The 15,708-nt window shown below is 51.0% G+C and carries 16 protein-coding genes and 1 pseudogene; all 17 read left to right on the forward strand.

Annotated elements, in window-relative coordinates:
* A partial coding sequence (locus tag VAE48_RS09625; protein ID WP_322793112.1) for a pyridoxal-5-phosphate-dependent protein subunit beta occupies positions 1-1,032 on the forward strand: 1,032 nt, incomplete at its 5' end.
* A 138-nt stretch (positions 1,033-1,170) separates the two neighbouring features.
* The gene (locus tag VAE48_RS09630) at positions 1,171-1,788 is read left to right on the forward strand and encodes a hypothetical protein (protein WP_322793113.1); all 618 of its coding nucleotides are present in this window, start codon (positions 1,171-1,173) and stop codon (positions 1,786-1,788) included.
* A gap of 30 nt (positions 1,789-1,818) precedes the next feature.
* Complete coding sequence (gene hydA, locus VAE48_RS09635; RefSeq protein WP_322793114.1) at positions 1,819-3,240, forward strand: dihydropyrimidinase; 1,422 nt, start codon at positions 1,819-1,821, stop codon at positions 3,238-3,240.
* On the forward strand, positions 3,240-4,835 hold the full coding sequence (locus VAE48_RS09640) for a hypothetical protein (protein ID WP_322793115.1): 1,596 nt from the start codon (positions 3,240-3,242) through the stop codon (positions 4,833-4,835). The genes hydA and VAE48_RS09640 overlap by 1 nt, the downstream gene beginning before the upstream one ends.
* A 4-nt stretch (positions 4,836-4,839) precedes the next feature.
* Positions 4,840-5,415, forward strand: coding sequence for a hypothetical protein (locus VAE48_RS09645; RefSeq protein WP_322793116.1), 576 nt, complete (start codon positions 4,840-4,842; stop codon positions 5,413-5,415).
* On the forward strand, positions 5,412-6,815 hold the full coding sequence (locus VAE48_RS09650; protein ID WP_322793117.1) for a proton-conducting transporter membrane subunit: 1,404 nt from the start codon (positions 5,412-5,414) through the stop codon (positions 6,813-6,815). The genes VAE48_RS09645 and VAE48_RS09650 overlap by 4 nt, the downstream gene beginning before the upstream one ends.
* Before the next feature lie 88 nt (positions 6,816-6,903).
* Positions 6,904-8,082, forward strand: coding sequence for a hypothetical protein (locus VAE48_RS09655; protein ID WP_322793118.1), 1,179 nt, complete (start codon positions 6,904-6,906; stop codon positions 8,080-8,082).
* An 18-nt stretch (positions 8,083-8,100) separates the two neighbouring features.
* Positions 8,101-10,020 (forward strand): selenocysteine-specific translation elongation factor, encoded by a 1,920-nt coding sequence (selB, locus tag VAE48_RS09660; protein ID WP_322793119.1) that lies wholly within the window; start codon positions 8,101-8,103, stop codon positions 10,018-10,020.
* On the forward strand, positions 10,013-10,825 hold the full coding sequence (locus VAE48_RS09665; protein ID WP_322793120.1) for a YhfC family intramembrane metalloprotease: 813 nt from the start codon (positions 10,013-10,015) through the stop codon (positions 10,823-10,825). The genes selB and VAE48_RS09665 overlap by 8 nt, the downstream gene beginning before the upstream one ends.
* Positions 10,826-10,977: 152 nt before the next feature.
* Positions 10,978-11,295 (forward strand): 50S ribosomal protein L21, encoded by a 318-nt coding sequence (gene rplU / locus VAE48_RS09670; protein ID WP_322793121.1) that lies wholly within the window; start codon positions 10,978-10,980, stop codon positions 11,293-11,295.
* A gap of 5 nt (positions 11,296-11,300) precedes the next feature.
* Complete coding sequence (gene rpmA / locus VAE48_RS09675) at positions 11,301-11,564, forward strand: 50S ribosomal protein L27 (protein ID WP_322793122.1); 264 nt, start codon at positions 11,301-11,303, stop codon at positions 11,562-11,564.
* Between the two features lie 80 nt (positions 11,565-11,644).
* Positions 11,645-11,854: pseudogene (gene rpmE, locus VAE48_RS09680) on the forward strand (50S ribosomal protein L31); the annotation flags it as partial.
* A gap of 27 nt (positions 11,855-11,881) precedes the next feature.
* Positions 11,882-12,121 carry a DNA-directed RNA polymerase subunit alpha C-terminal domain-containing protein gene (locus tag VAE48_RS09685; RefSeq protein ID WP_236839300.1) on the forward strand — a complete coding sequence of 80 codons (240 nt, stop codon included), beginning with the start codon at positions 11,882-11,884 and terminating at the stop codon, positions 12,119-12,121.
* Positions 12,122-12,246: 125 nt separating this feature from the next.
* A complete protein-coding gene (locus VAE48_RS09690) occupies positions 12,247-12,819 on the forward strand; it encodes a thymidine kinase (protein WP_322793123.1) in 573 nt (190 codons plus the stop codon).
* 21 nt (positions 12,820-12,840) lie between these two features.
* The gene (gene hpt / locus VAE48_RS09695; RefSeq protein WP_322793124.1) at positions 12,841-13,398 is read left to right on the forward strand and encodes a hypoxanthine phosphoribosyltransferase; all 558 of its coding nucleotides are present in this window, start codon (positions 12,841-12,843) and stop codon (positions 13,396-13,398) included.
* Between the two features lie 12 nt (positions 13,399-13,410).
* On the forward strand, positions 13,411-14,952 hold the full coding sequence (locus tag VAE48_RS09700) for a CCA tRNA nucleotidyltransferase (RefSeq protein ID WP_322793125.1): 1,542 nt from the start codon (positions 13,411-13,413) through the stop codon (positions 14,950-14,952).
* Positions 14,933-15,706: an alpha/beta hydrolase gene (locus tag VAE48_RS09705; protein ID WP_322793126.1), complete on the forward strand. Its 774-nt coding sequence runs from the start codon at positions 14,933-14,935 to the stop codon at positions 15,704-15,706. The genes VAE48_RS09700 and VAE48_RS09705 overlap by 20 nt, the downstream gene beginning before the upstream one ends.
* Positions 15,707-15,708: the final 2 nt, after the last annotated feature.

Below are 15,708 nucleotides of genomic sequence, written 5' to 3' on the forward strand. Positions count from 1 at the left end.
GCTTATGACTCGGCCTTGCTGGCTTGCCAGTCCATTGCCATTTTGCCGGAAGGAATGAGCAAGGAGCGTTTTGAATGGCTTTCCAAAATCGCAGGTGAAGTGATTGCCACCCCCGGCTCGGAGTCGAATGTCAAAGAAATTTTCGACAAGTGCTGGGAACTGCGCCGCTCGGGTGAAGATTTGATGATTTTCAATCAGTTTGAAGAATTTGGCAACTACCTGTGGCACTATGAGGTAACCGGTCACGCCATGGAAGAAGTTCTGCAGCAGGTAATGGGGCCGCGCGAAAACTACCGCGGTGTTGCCCTGACCACCGGTTCAGCCGGGACAATTGCCTGCGGCGATTACATGAAACAGATTTTCCCGCGCAGTGTGATCGTTGCCAGTGAGGCTTTGCAATGCCCCACCCTGCTGGAAAACGGCTTTGGCTCTCACCGCATTGAGGGCATCGGCGATAAACACGTCCCGTGGATTCATAATGTCAAGAATACCGATATGGTTGTTGCCATTGATGACAATTCGGTGGTCAATTTGCTGCGGTTGTTCAATGAGCCGGCCGGACGTGAGTATCTGGTCAAGAAGGGTGTACCAGCCGAACTGGTGCAGCAACTCGATTTGTTCGGTTTCTCCGGCATTGCCAACATGCTTTCTGCCATCAAAGCCGCAAAATACTACGAGATGGGCGAAAACGACATCATGTTGTTCGTGATGACCGACTCGATGGAACTCTATTCCAGCCGAATTCAGGAATACCGCGAACAATTTGGCGAATTTACCCCGTTTGATGCCGCTGAGGCCTTTGCCCGTGATCTGCACGGCGAAACAACCGATCATCTGATTGAGTTGACCTACGCAGACCGCCGCCGCGTTCACAACCTCAAATACTATACCTGGGTGGAACAGCAGGGCAAGACTTACGAAGAAATTCTGGCGCAATGGTACGATCCCAATTACTGGACGGATATCCAGAAACAGGTGCCGGAAATTGACGCGTTGATTACCGAATTCAACGAACGCGCCGGTTTGCTGTAGCCCCTATTTTGCATTTGTCAGAGCAGGGGAGGGTGAATAGATACCATCCTCCCCTGCTTTATGCAATTTTTCAAGGAAAGCTGCCGGAGGGAGGCACCCAGCAATTCGATTAACTTTCGGCTATAATACGATTACCGGATGTCACGAGTGTATTCCCCGCTTCGTTCAATTGTCGGTGATGAAGCCATCATTCTGGTGGCGGTTCTTCCGCATCCCCGCGATCTGGAAATTGCCCGAGTTTTGGGGTGGTACCGTATTCCCTTGCGTTCATCGCCCAAAGTAATGAGTGTGGATTTTCTGGCCTTTTATCAGACGGCGGCCTTTGGTGAAGAAGAACGCTGGGGAGTTCATTACATTGCCGCAGTGCGTGGGCATGAGCTGACCACCCGGGCGGAATTGCTGAGGCATGAAGCCGATCACCCGCGCGCGCATGAGGAATATTACAAAATTCAACTGGGCGAATTGCAGAAGGTTGTACCGCCCATTCCTGCCAGCCACTGGCGGCGATTGACATTCCTTTACACAACCGGAGAGCGATTGAATCGTGCCTCAACACTGGAGGATTTGGTGGTCCGTGATGAAGAACGGCAGATTTTATGGCGTGGATTGCGCGAACGAGCGCTTCATCAGCAATCTTATTCTCCCCAGCAATTGCCAGAGCAGTTAGACGGGCTGGATGTGTTGCTTCTTTCGATGTTGGGGAAAGGCATCTCTTTGCTTGAATCCGCTGACGAGTATGTGACCGGCGATGATTAGTTTGTTGGGACAGGCAAGAAGGAGGTATGGATGAAAACACTCTTGAAAGGCGGTACGCTGGTAACTGCATCCGAGATGTTTCGGGCAGATATTTTGATCGAGGACGAAAAAATCGCCTTGATTGGGTTAGATTTAGCCGTCGCTGAAGACACTATGGTTTTGGATGTCAGCAACCGCTTGATTCTGCCGGGCGGGGTTGATCCCCACACCCACTTTGATTTGCCCATGTTTGGAACGGTTTCTTCGGATGATCATTACACCGGTCATAAGGCGGCTGCGTTTGGCGGTACTACGACCGTCATTGATTTTGTCCCCTTGGAAAACAGCGGAATTGAAAAAAGCATTGCGCTGTGGCGGGAAAAAGCCGATCCCAAAGCAGCCATTGACTTCAGTTTTCACATGAACATCAGTCGCTTTGATGAGCAAATTGAAGCAGAAATGGCTCAACTGACCGGGATGGGAATAACCTCAGTAAAGGTTTTCAGCGCGTATAACAACCGCCTGCGTCTTTCGGACGAAAACATTTTTCGCGTCATGCGTGTTGCAAAAAAGTATGGTTTGTTGACCATGCTTCATGCCGAAAATGGTGATGTAATCGAGTTGTTGATTGCTGAAGCGCTGGCTGCCGGGCATACAACGCCTGAGTGGCACGCGCTGACCCGCCCGGCCTGGACGGCAGTAGAAGCAGTCCTGCGCGGTGCAGCCCTGGCGGCTATGGCAGAGGCGCCGCTTTACATCGTTCACATGAATGCTGCCGGTGAAGTGGATCAACTGGCTTACGCACGCTCCAAAAGCTTGCCGGTGATGGGGGAAACCTGTCCTCAATATCTGTTCTTTACCATTGACCATTTGCGGCGTCCGGATGGGGCGAAGTGGGTGTGTTCCCCTCCCATGCGCAGCAAGGAGGATAACGAACGACTCTGGCAGGGACTCGAAAGCGGTATCATACAGGTGGTTGGAACCGATCATTGTCCATTTTTCTACGATGGTAGCAAGCCGATCCTTTATGAAGGGAAGCCGATTGCCATACCGGGTAAGGAGCTGGGGAAGGATGATTTCACGAAAATTCCCAATGGTCTGCCGGCGGTAGGCGACCGTTTGCCTGTGCTTTGGAGTGAAGGGGTAGTCAAAGGCCGGCTGAGCCCTTCCCAATTTGTTGCTTTGACCAGCACCAACCCGGCCAGGATTTTTGGTTTATATCCCCGCAAGGGCAGCTTAACCCCGGGAGCGGATGCGGATATTGTGGTTTGGGATGCGGAGCGGGTTGTAACCTACGGAGTTGACCAATCCCACCATCGAACGGACTACAACCTGTTTGAAGGTTGGACTTTGACCGGCTTTCCTGAAAAGGTCTTCCTGCGCGGAAACTTGATTGTGGATGGCAAGCAGTGGCTGGGTAGCGCTGGTATGGGGCGTTTTATCCAGCGCAATTCTCATAATCCGGTTCTCTGATGATGTTAACCCTTGCGCCGGTTTTGGTGCTATTGCTGCTGGCCGGGGTGATCTTTACCCTGTTCTGGAGTGAACGAGGTAAACGCTATGCCTGGTTGATTTCGATTATCGGGTTGAATCTCATCTGGCTTGGTTTGTTTGCTTTGCACTGGTTTCAACCAGCGGAAGCAGCCTTTCCGGCCTGGCGACCCTTTGAGCCTCTCACAGCAGATCAGCTTGTTTTTCGGTGGGATGCAGGCGGGTGGGTGTATGCCGTATGTCTGGTGGGTTTGCTGCTGGCAGTTGTGTTGACCGCTCCGGTCCGGTTTAAATATAACAGCAACCCCCTTTCGTGGTCGGCAGCCATCACTTTCACGGCAGTTGGATTACTTTCGGTTCTCAGCGGCACGCCGCTTGCACTGGCCATCTCGTGGACTTTGCTGGATGTTGTGGAAGTGGTGTATGTGTTGTTGATCATTCGTGATTATCGCTACCGCCGCGAAGTGCTGACCTCGTTTGCATTACGTTTGTTTTCGATTGGACTTTTGCTTGCTGTGATCATTCTGGGGCGCCAGGCCGGTTCCGGTTTCACTTTCGAATCGGCACTTGCTCAGGATTTGGTGGTGTTGATTGCTGCCGTAATTCTGCGGCTGGGGGTTCTGCCGCTAAGTTTGAAGTATGAAACCCAATTACCCCTCCAAAACGGATTGACCAGCCTGATGCGCATCGTCGGGCAGATCAGCGGGCTGGCTTTATTGACCAAACTGCCAGCCGGTTTAAGGGTGGTGGACTCCAGCCCCCTTGTAGTGGGCGGGATTGTGCTGCTCACTTTGTATGGAGTGTTGATGTGGCTTTTGGCGGAAAATGAAATTGGCGGACGATCATTTTTTGGGTTGTTTTTCAGCGGGCTGGCAATCTTATCTGCCCTGAATGGAAATGCTCCGCTTTCAGCAGTGTGGGGAGTGGCACTGATTTGTTGGGGCGGAATGATTTTTCTCTACACCGTTCGCAGTCGGCGGTTGATGCTTCTGATGGCGGCCGCCTTGCTGAGTTTTAGCGGTTTGCCGTTTACCATCCTTTCTGCGGGATGGCTGGCTGTGGCAGTGAACGCCGGATGGGTCATCTTGCTGGCGGGCATGTGGATCATGCTGATCGCCGGTTTTGTGCGGCTTGTATTTCAGGAAAGAGAATCTAGCAGTACTTTCGAGCCTTATATCGTGACCACGTACACACTCGGCTTGGCTGTTTTGTTGCTCTCGGGCTGGCTGAGTGTATTTTTAGGGGTGGAGCAGGGTTTGCGGCTGGGTACATGGTGGGGATCCCTGGTGGTATTTGGCGCCAGTGTTTTCCTTATTCAGACTGCGCTTCGTCGAAAACAGGTTGAGGAAATCTCCTCTCCCCAGTCGGCGTGGTTGCAAAATGTGATTCGCCGATCTACGGATGCCATCAGCGCCTTTCTCCGCTTGAACTGGTTGTATGCGGTCTTACGCTCCGTCTTTCATACGGTACAGGGATTCACTCGGCTGTTGACGGTTCTCTTTGAGGGTGAAGGCGGCGTGCTCTGGTCGGTTTTGTTACTGGTTCTGCTGATTTCAATTTTTGGGGGAGTGCGCTAAAAGAATGAGCCTTCAAACGATACCGATCATCCTGTTGATTTTGAGCAGTTTTTTCCTGGTTTTGTTTTTAGGCTGGCGATATGCCTTGCTTGCGCTTGCCCTTCAGTATGTGGGGGTCTTCTGGCTGATTGCTCAAACATTACCGATTGGACTTGCAGCAGTGAAGCTGATTGTGGGCTGGATGGCGGGGGCGGTCTTAGCCGCTTCTCAACTTAATCTTGGCGAAGAGTTACCCGTCAGCGACCTGGCGGGACGGATTTTTCGGGGTTTCGTCATGATTTTTGGCATCATTGTGGCCTTCTCCATTCTTCCAGCCGCTGAACAGTGGATTCCGGTTGAACATTCATTATTAACCGGTGGATTGATTTTGCTTATTTCTGGTTTGATTCAACTGGGGTTGACGGGCAATCCATTTCGCCTCAGCATTGGGTTGCTGACCTTCCTGGCAGGGTTTGAGATGATTTATGCTGGTCTGGTCAGTTCGGTATTGGTAGTGGGTTTGCTCGGTCTGATTAACCTGGGTGTGGGGTTAGCCGGTTCTTATTTCATTTTATCTCCCAGTCTGGAGGAGTCGAATTGACCGCGCCGATCATCTGGATCGTTATTCCAGTGGGCATGGGGTTAATCCTGTGGTTGCTGCGCCACCGGCGGTGGATTTCTGGCGGGATTGCCGTCGGCCTTTCGGCTTTACTGGCGGTGTTGGCTGCGGCTTTACCAATTGGAGAAACCATACGATTGGGTGGTGTTCAGTTTGAACTGGGGGAGAGCCTGTTTGTGCTCGGGCGAAGTTTTAACCTGACCAACAATGAGCGTCCGTTTCTGGTTTTGATTTTTACAACCTGTGCAGTATGGTTTGCCGGCGCGATGGTCCTCAAGCAGCACCGCTTGTTTGCGCCGTTTGGGCTGATGGTTGTTGCGGCATTGGTGGGCGCGCTGGCTGTCCAACCGTTTTTGTACGCAGCATTGCTGGTTGAACTGGCTGTTTTATTAAGCATTCCTGTGCTGGTGCCGCCCGGTGAAGTTGTTCAACGGGGGGTGCAGCGTTTTCTAATCTTTCAAACGTTGGGAATGCCGTTTATTTTGCTGGCGGGGTGGGTTTTCGGCAGTGGAGACCTTTTACAAGTTGACCCGGCAATCCTGCCGCGGGCTGCCGTAATTTTGGGTCTTGGATTTGCCCTGTGGCTGGCCGTCTTCCCTTTTTACTTCTGGGTGCCGCAACTTACCCATCAGACTCATCCTTATTCGGCCGGCTTCGTTTTGAGTCTGCTGCCGGTTTCCATCCTGATGCTCGGTCTGGATTTTGTCAGTCAGGTTGGCTGGTTGCGAGCCTCGCCGCTCATGTTTCTGATTATTCAACTGACTGGTCTCCTGATGGTGGTTACCGCCGGTGTGTGGGCAGCATTTCAGGATGAAATTAGCCGTTTATTCGGTTATGCGGTAATTCTGGAAAGCGGTTATGCCTTATTAACCATTGGGCTGAACAACCTGCCCGGATACATGATGTTTGCAGCCGGCTTGCTGCCGCGTTTGCTGGGTCTGTTTGTTCTGGCACTGGCGTTGGGCGTGTTGATGAACCGCGCTCAACCGACTGATTTTGATCACATGCAGGGAATTTTTCAGCGTTTCCCGGTTGCGATTATTGCATTGGTTCTGGCCCTGTTCTCGATTAGCGGGATGCCCTTGCTGGCTGGTTTTCCAGTACGACTTGAGTCCTTGGAATTGCTTGCCTCACAACAGCCATTGTTGATTGGGTGGGTTTTACTGGGTAATTTTGGCTTTTTGATGGGCGTCATTCGAGTGTTGCTGCATGTTGTTCGGTTGGGGGATGCGGCGGAAGAAAACCTCGAAAGCCTGCCAGAGCGGGCGATTCTGGTGGGCGGCATGTTGTTTCTATTTTTATTCGGCATATTTCCGGGAGTATTTTATCAATCCGTCATTTTCATCCTGCGGGTTGCACCGGCATTGTTGTCAGCCCGTTGAGTGGAATTCGATATAATAAGGTCATCCATAGGTTTTGAATTTACCAGAGTTTTCAGGCTGATTTCTGGAAGGAGAGGATTGATTTTCCATGGATATCGAACAATTGGAAAAACGTTTGGAATGGCTGGAAGATGAACGCCGTAAAGACAAATTACTGGTAGCCACTTTGCAGGATCGGATTGCGAATTTGGAAGAAAAAACCCAGCCGATTGATCAACGCTTCAAGGAGTTGGAAGGGGAAGTGACCCGTATTGCAACCTCTCTCTTGCGGTTCAATCAAATTGAGACGGCCATGGCGCAAATGCGGCAGGAGCTTTCCCGCATGATTCAGGACATTGAAAAGCAGCGCTCCGAGAAAGAACGGGAGATTGAGAAAATCCGACTTGCAGACAATGAGTCGGTGAACCGCTCGTTGGGTGAAATTCGCAAGACGCTGGAAGTTCTACCCGAAATCCGCAAAACCTTACAGGCTCGAGCCGAGGGAGAAAACCGACTTGGCAGGGAAATTGAAGAATTGGAGCAGAAAATCCTGCTTATCCGCCGGGCGGACGATGAATATAAACGCCAAATTAAATTACTGGAAGAAAGTCAGCGGCAGGATGCCAAGCGGTTAACCGACCTGCAAGGTGAGGTGACTGCCCTGCGCAAACGACAGGAAGAACAACGTGGCAAAATTGATTTGAATGCCGATTCGGTACGGAAAATTGAAACGCGGATCAGCGAGCTGACTGCGGCTGAAAGTGAACGCCGCCAGAGTCAGATTGCGTTCATGGAAAAGCAAAACATGCTGGCCATAGAAAGGGAGCGGGTCTGGAAAGATTGGCAGGTGCGCTTTGAGCAAATTGAAGCACAATCCAGCAATCTGGATAATCAGCTGCAATCTCTGGAATCTACTCAACGAGCGGTCAAACGTGCACAGGAGGCATTTGAAGAGATTACCAACCGCTTTGAAAGACGCATCAATGAAATTACCGAGATGCAGCGTTTGGTGGAAGATCGTTTTCGGCAGGAATGGGTTTCGTTCAAAGCGGATGACCAGAAACGCTGGACAAATTACACGCTGGCACAGGAAGAGCAGCAACGCGAATTACTCCGCTCGGTCGGGAAACTGGAAGAACGCCTGATGCTGCTGGAAGACCTGATCCAGGAAATTCAGGACTTTTCCCATCAAATTACCGAAGAAACGACCAGTCGGTTGCAATCCTTGCTTGCGCTGGTACGCAACTGGAATGAGGAGCAGGAAAAGGCAATCAGTCGTAAGCGTTGATTGTGATGGAGACCCATCATGTATGTCATTGGCACTGCCGGTCATGTTGATCATGGTAAGTCCACCCTGATTGAAGCGTTGACCGGTATACACCCCGACCGCCTCAAAGAAGAAAAACTTCGCGAGATGACCATTGATTTGGGCTTTGCCTGGCTGGAACTGCCTGGCGGGCTGGAAGTCGGCATTGTGGATGTGCCGGGTCATCGCGATTTTATCGAAAATATGCTGGCAGGCGTAGGGGGAATTGACGCAGTATTGTTTGTCATTGCGGCCGATGAAGGGGTTATGCCGCAAACCCGTGAACACTTGCTCATCCTTGATATTCTTCAAATTCAGCGCGGGGTAATTGCCCTCACTAAAATAGATCTGGTTGAGGATGCTGAATGGCTCAGCCTGGTTGAGAGTGATATTCAACATGCAGTTGAAAACACTTGCCTGGCGGGAACAGCAATTGTTCCCGTTTCAGCGAGGACAGGGAAGGGGCTGCCCGAACTTAAACAAGCCATTTACCAGTGCTTACAGAAAACCCCACAGAAAATTGATCTTGGCCGTCCGCGTTTGCCGGTTGACCGGGTGTTTACCCTGACCGGTTTTGGAACGGTGGTGACTGGTACGCTGCAAGACGGAACGCTAAAAGTTGGAGATGAGATTGAGGTGTTGCCTCGCGGTGTGCGAGGCCGCATTCGTGGTTTGCAATCGCATAAACGTAAAGAAGAAATTGTTGGACCGGGACGGAGAACTGCTGTGAATATCAGCGGAATCAACGCCGACCAAATTCAGCGAGGTGATGTCATTTCTCTACCCGGCCTGTATGCGCCCACCCAAAGAGTAGATGCGACCCTCAAAATTGCTGGAGGGGTGGAAATTCCGATACAACACAACATGGAGGTCAAATTTTTCCACGCTACCAGTGAGGTAATCGGGCGGCTGCGTTTGTTGGGCAGCGAACAGTTAAAGAGTGGCGAAGAGGGTTGGGTGCAGATTGAATTTCGTCAGCCGGTTGTGGTGGTCAACGGTGATCGTTATATCGTGCGGCGACCCTCACCACCCGAAACACTGGGCGGCGGAACGATTTTGGAAACAAATTCGCCGCGCCGTTATAAACGTTTTGCCCCCGATGTATTGGAGAGATTGAAAAGCCTGAGCACGGGTGATCCGCTGCAAGTTTTGCTTCACACGATTCAAAGTGTGCGATTTATTTCCGACAAAGAGGTTTTGCAAGCTGCGCGGTTGGATCCCCTTCTGGGAAGTGAAGCGCTTGAAAAACTACTGACCATCGGGCAGGTTGTGGTGATTGGTGAAGAAAGTAATCGTTCCGGGTTAATGCGATGGCTGACAACCCGAAACATTTTTGACCACGAGCGGGAACGAATTGTCAATATCGTTAAAGAATTTCACCAAAAATTTCCGCTCAGACAGGGTATCCCGCGTGAAGCGCTCAAAAACCGTGCCGGTTTAACTCCCAAAGCCTTTCAATTTCTCTATCAGGGCTTGCTGGACGAAAACCGCTTGCTGGAAGAGAATCTGATCGTTCGACTTCCAGAGCATACCATTCAATTTTCACCTCAACAGGAACGCCTGGTCAGTCGTCTGATGAATGAATTTTCAGATTCCCCGTATAGCCCCCCTTCGGTTCGGGATTGTGTGGACATGATCGGGGAGGATGTCTTTCAGGCGCTGGTGGAACGCGGCGATTTAATTCAAGTTGCCAGCGATGTGGTGTTCCTTGCGTCCACTTATCAGGAAATGCTAACCGAGGTTAAGAACTGGATCCAGCAGCACGGTTCAATCACGGTAGCCCAATTCCGAGACCGTTTTTCCACCAGCCGAAAGTTTGCACTGGCCTTTTTGGAATATCTGGATCAACGCCGTATCACCGTGCGGGAGGGAGACGCCCGAAAATTGCTCCAACAGGAATTGAGAGGAAACCATGGTTAATCCTTTGAGCATTGCTGCCATGCTGGTTTCTACGCTGGTTGTTTTTGCCCTGCCGATGATATTGGGGGTCATCTTTCTTCGTCGGTGGGGAGCTTCGCCATTGGCGGTAGGGGTTGGGGTGCTGGGATTTCTCGTCCCACAGGTTTTGATTCGCATTCCTGCGCTCCAATGGCTCAACCAGCAGCCTTTTTATCAGGAACTGGCTGCTCAGCCGTGGTTTTTAGCGCTCTTTCTCAGTCTGACCGCCGGTTTATTTGAGGAAACGGGGCGGTGGATTGGTTATCGGTATCTGCTGAAAAATCGTTTAGAGTTCAAAAATGCACTTGCATATGGGGTTGGTCACGGGGGATTTGAAGCCATTTTTCTGGTTGGCCTGGGTTATCTCAATCTGATCATTTTCAGTTTTATGATCAATAATGGTACGTTTGACTCGCTGGCAGCACCGCAATTGGGTCTGGCCGCAGAAGAAATTCGCACGCAACTGATTTCCACACCATCCTATCTGTACCTTGTGGGTGGATTGGAGCGGGTATTTGCAATAGCGGTTCAATTGGGTTTATCCGTACTGGTGTTTTATTCGGTGAAGAGGCAAGAAGCGCGTTTGTACTGGCTGGCGGTGCTGCTGCACACGATGGTTAATTTACCTGCCGTGTTGCTGGTTTCAGCAGGGGTTGGGATTGTGTGGATTGAATTATGGGTTGCAATTTGTGCCGCTGTGGCAGTCTGGTATGTGATTCGCAGCCAGAGGCAAGAAAAACAACACGCTGTTTTGGCAGGTTCGGCAGAAATGAGCCAAAATGGTTGACATTCAACCCGACCAAGCGTATAATAATGCCCGCAAAAGCCCCGGCTGAAGTTGCGCTGGGGCGAAAAACTGTACCCCAACTTACCCGTCCATCGGCGTAATTAACATAAGGCGCAGGTGAGGCGGCGAAGTGAAGATTGGAGACGAAAACGATGAAGTACGCTATTGTGGAAAGTGGCGGCAAGCAATACAAAGCCGTCGAAGGCTCAGCGATTGAAGTGGATCTGCTGAGAAAACAACCCGGTGAACCGGTAACGCTGGAAACCGTGTTGCTCGTCGTCGAGGACGACAAAGTTCTGGTTGGCACGCCGACTGTAAAAGGTGCTCAGGTAAAGACAACCGTGGAAGAGCACATCAAAGGCAAGAAAATTGTTGTCTTTAAGTATCGTCCCAAAAAACGCATCCGCGTTAAGACGGGGCATCGCCAGAAATATACCCGGTTGAAGGTTGATTCTATTCTTGTGGAGTAAGCGCAATGGCACATAAAAAAGGTGGTGGTTCCAGTCGAAATGGACGTGATAGCAATGCGCAGCGCCTTGGCGTAAAGCGCTTTGCTGGTCAGGTAGTTCTCTCCGGTAACATTCTGGTGCGCCAGCGCGGAACACGGATCAAACCCGGCTTGAATGTCGGCATTGGTAAAGACGATACTCTCTTCGCTACCACGGATGGGGTGGTGGTTTATGAAACTTTACCCAATGGGCGCAAGCGTGTCAGCGTGATGCCGGTTGAGGCTGAATAACGAATTCAACGCTCTTGCATCGCGGAACATCTGGTTTCTGTCGAGGGCAAGGGAATTTTACACAGAAAGGTGAGACGAAAATGAAGAAGGGTATTCACCCGACTTATTATCCGGATGCTTTGGTAATTTGCGCCTGCGGCAATACCTGGCGGACTGGCTCAACCCGCAAGGAAATCCGCACCGAGGTGTGTTCCAAATGCCACCCATTCTTTACCGGCCAGCAGCAGCGTATCCTTGACATGGAAGGACAGGTTGACCGCTTCTACAAGCGTTTGCAGGCCCGGCAGGAATTTGTGGATACTCAGAAAGCGCGTGAGATGGCACGCACTTCGCCTGCCCGCCCGGTTGCAGAACTGGAATTGGGTAACCGGCCGACCGAGGCATTGATCAAAGCCGGTTTGACCACGGTTGGTCAGGTGCTGGAACGGCTTGCAGAGGGCGAAGCCTCCCTGTTGGCAGTGGAAGGTTTTGGCCGCAAATCGTTAATTGATTTGAAGAAACGCCTGCGCCAGCTGGGTTACGAATTGCCGGCCGCCGCCGAAGATATTGTAGTCTAAACTTTTACTGGAAAAGAATTGGTCAGCCTCGCAAGGGGCTGATTTTTTTTAATAAAAGCCACTGCTTTCCCGCAGAGAAGATGGAGTAAAATCAGAATATCCCATCCTTTCCCATTGAGGAGTTCATGATACACCATTCAGGCTCTATCGAAGTCATCACAGGTTCAATGTTCAGCGGTAAAACCGATGAAATGATTCGCCGTTTGCGGCGGGCAACGATTGCCCGGCAGAAGGTTCAGGTTTTCAAGCCGGTGATTGACAATCGCTATCACGCCGAACAGGTTACTTCTCACGCGGGAACGGCCTTCAATGCCATTCCCATTCAGCGGGCGGCGCAAATTCTTGAATTGCTGGAAGAGAATACAACGGTTGTGGCGGTGGATGAAGCCCAATTTTTTGATGCGGAAATCATTCCAATTGTTCAGCAAATGGCCGACCGAGGTATTCGCGTCATTGTTGCCGGTTTAGATACTGATTTTCGAGGTGAACCATTTGGTTGTATGCCGGTACTGATGGCAATTGCCGAAAAAGTAGATAAACTCCAGGCAATTTGTATGGTGTGCGGAGAACCGGCTTGCCGAACGCAGCGGTTGGTCAATGGAAAACCGGCGCGTTATGATGATCCGGTCATTATTGTCGGCGCGTCTGAAATGTACGAAGCCCGTTGCCGCCAGCATCATGAAGTGCCGCGCGGGTGATTGCATTCATAGGAGGAAGCCATGCGGGATTATAAAGATTTTCTGGCAGAGGTGTTAATTGAGGAAGATGCGCTGAAGAAGCGTGTTGCCGAGTTAGGCGCGCTCATCAGTCATGATTACCGTGAATCGGATGCTTTGGTTTTAATCTGTATCTTGCGGGGCGGCGTTCTTTTCCTCAGCGATTTAATTCGCCACATTACCGTTCCACATGCGGTTGAGTTTATGGCGGTTTCCTCGTATGGCAGTGGAAAACGCGAATCAACTGGTCAGGTGCGCATTACCCTTGACCTGAACATGAACATCCATGATAAGGATGTCATCCTGGTCGAAGATATTATTGACAGCGGCAGAACCCTGGCTTCTGTGCTGGATTTGCTTTCTGCCAGAAAACCGCGTAGTTTGTGCGTATGCACCCTGCTGGATAAGAGCGAACGGCGGGAAGTGTATGTTCCTTTGCGCTATGTCGGCTTTTCCATTCCCAATAAATTTGTTTTTGGGTATGGACTCGACCTGGATGAACTGTACCGCAATCTGCCGTTTGTCGGTGTGGTAGATGAATCCCGCTATCGTGAGGGATGAACTTTTTCAAGAATGTTGATTACTTTAGAGAGTATTTTTCCAAATCCTGCCATTCATCAGGCAGTCCGCCGGCAGGCACACCATAATCAGCGCATTCATCTGGTAGGTGGTTGTATTCGCGATCTGCTTCTCGGCCATCCAAGCCATGATATTGATTTTACGGTCAGTGGGGATGCAATTCAGTTAGCACGTCAGATAGCAGACGAGTTGAAAGCCGGCTTTTATGTTCTGGATGACGAACGCAAGACAGCCCGCGTGATCTTGCAAAATCCGCAAGGTGACCGCTATTACCTGGACTTTGCCAGACAGCGCGGTTTTTCAATCGAACAGGACTTAAGAGTTCGAGATTTTACAGTTAACGCCATGGCAATTGACCTCTTGGAAGAAGATCGAATCATTGATCCGCTCAATGGTGCGCTCGATTTACGCAAAAAACAACTGCGCGCCTGCAATGAGCATTCGTTTGAGCAGGATCCGGTTCGGGTATTGCGCGCGATTCGCCTGTCCATGCAATTAGAATTTCAGATTGAAAAGCAAACGCTTCACTGGCTGCGCGCGGCGGTTGGATTTCTCCCCAATTGTTCTGCTGAAAGACAACGGGATGAATTCTTCAAAATGCTGGATGGCCGACAAATCCATACGGCGGTTTCCCTTCTGGATCGTCTTGGAGTGCTTCAAATCTTGATTCCGGAGCTGATGGCGACCAAAGGAGTCCAGCAGACCAGTCCCCACATTTTACCGGTTTGGGAACACACATTGGAAACCCTGCGCTGGTTGGAAACACTGTATGATTTGCTGCTGCGCGGGCCTGAATTCATCAAGGGTGAAAGTCTGCTGGCAGGTATGGCATCCCTCAGTTTGGGACGCTACCGCAACGATTTGAAGGAACACTTTTCGGCTACGGTTCATGCCGAACGCAGTTTGCGCGGACTGCTTTTTTTTGCCGCGCTGCTCCATGATGTCGGAAAACCACTCACCCGGGAACAGCAAGCCGATGGCCGTATCCGTTTTTTGCATCATGAACGCAGTGGGGCAGAGATTGCCGGGAAAATTACCCGCCGGTTTGCTTTTTCCAATCCGGAGGTGGAGCGAATCACCTTGATGGTGAGAGAACATATGCGCATCCATCATCTGGCTTCGATAAGCAATGAGGTCAGCCGGCGGAGCATTTACCGCTACTTTCGAAAACTGGGAGATGCCGGAGTGGATGTGTGTTTGCTTTCGCTGGCGGATACGCTGGCGACCTATGGCATTGGCATCCCACCGGAGCAGTGGGAGAGAGAGCTGGCCATCTGCCGGCAGCTTTTGGAGGCATGGTTTGAGAAGCGTGATGAGACCGTTTCTCCGCCTCGGCTGGTCAATGGGGATGATTTAATTAATCGTTTTGGAATCAAGCCCGGACCTCAATTGGGCAGGCTGCTGGAAAGTGTGCGTGAAGCACAGGCTGCCGGACAGATTCACACCGTTGACGAGGCGCTTAATCTGGTAGAATTGCTGTTAAGTGATGATTCATTGGGAGAAGGAACGGAAAATCATGGAACTGAAAACCGTTGATTTGGCTGTAGAACAACACGGTGAGGGAATCCCGCTGGTACTGCTCCATGGTTTTCCTCTCAATCGTCGCATTTGGCACCCAATTGTCCCCTTGCTGGAGAAAAAAAGCCGCCTGATTCTCCCTGACCTGCGCGGATTTGGAGATTCTCCTCAAGAAGTGGAAGAATTCTCAATGCGCCTGCTGGCAGCCGATGTTCTTCAGCTGCTGGATCGGCTCAATATTGAAAAAGCTGTAATTGCCGGTCACTCAATGGGAGGGTATGTTGCCTTAGAATTTGCACACGCTTACCCGCATCGGCTCAAAGGATTGGCTTTGGTGGCTTCTCAGGCGGATGCGGATAGTCCGGAACGCCGTCAGGCGCGTTTGATAACCGCCCGTGAAGTACGCAGCCGGGGTATCCGATACATTGCTGAGGGAATGCCCTCCAAGTTGAGCGCGGATGCAGCCATTCAAACCCAACTCAGTCAGATGATTTCAGCTTGCAGTGTGCCGGTTGTGGTAGCTGCTTTGAAGGCAATGGCAGATCGGCGGGATGCTAATCCATGGTTGCCTGAAATTCAGGTGCCAGTACTGGCAATTACCGGAGGCGAAGACCAACTGGTTCCGGTTGAAAAAGCCTATTCGTTAATCAAACTGGTGAATAAAGGCTGGGTGATTGAGATCCCGGAGGCTGGACACATGCCGATGATGGAAAGCCCGCAAAAGACGGCCGACGCCCTGTTTCAACTGGTTTGTGCCGCCAATGGTTGTTGAAC

Origin of the sequence: Bellilinea sp. (assembly GCF_034432615.1) — a bacterium.
Taxonomy (GTDB): Bacteria; Chloroflexota; Anaerolineae; order Anaerolineales; family Anaerolineaceae; genus Bellilinea.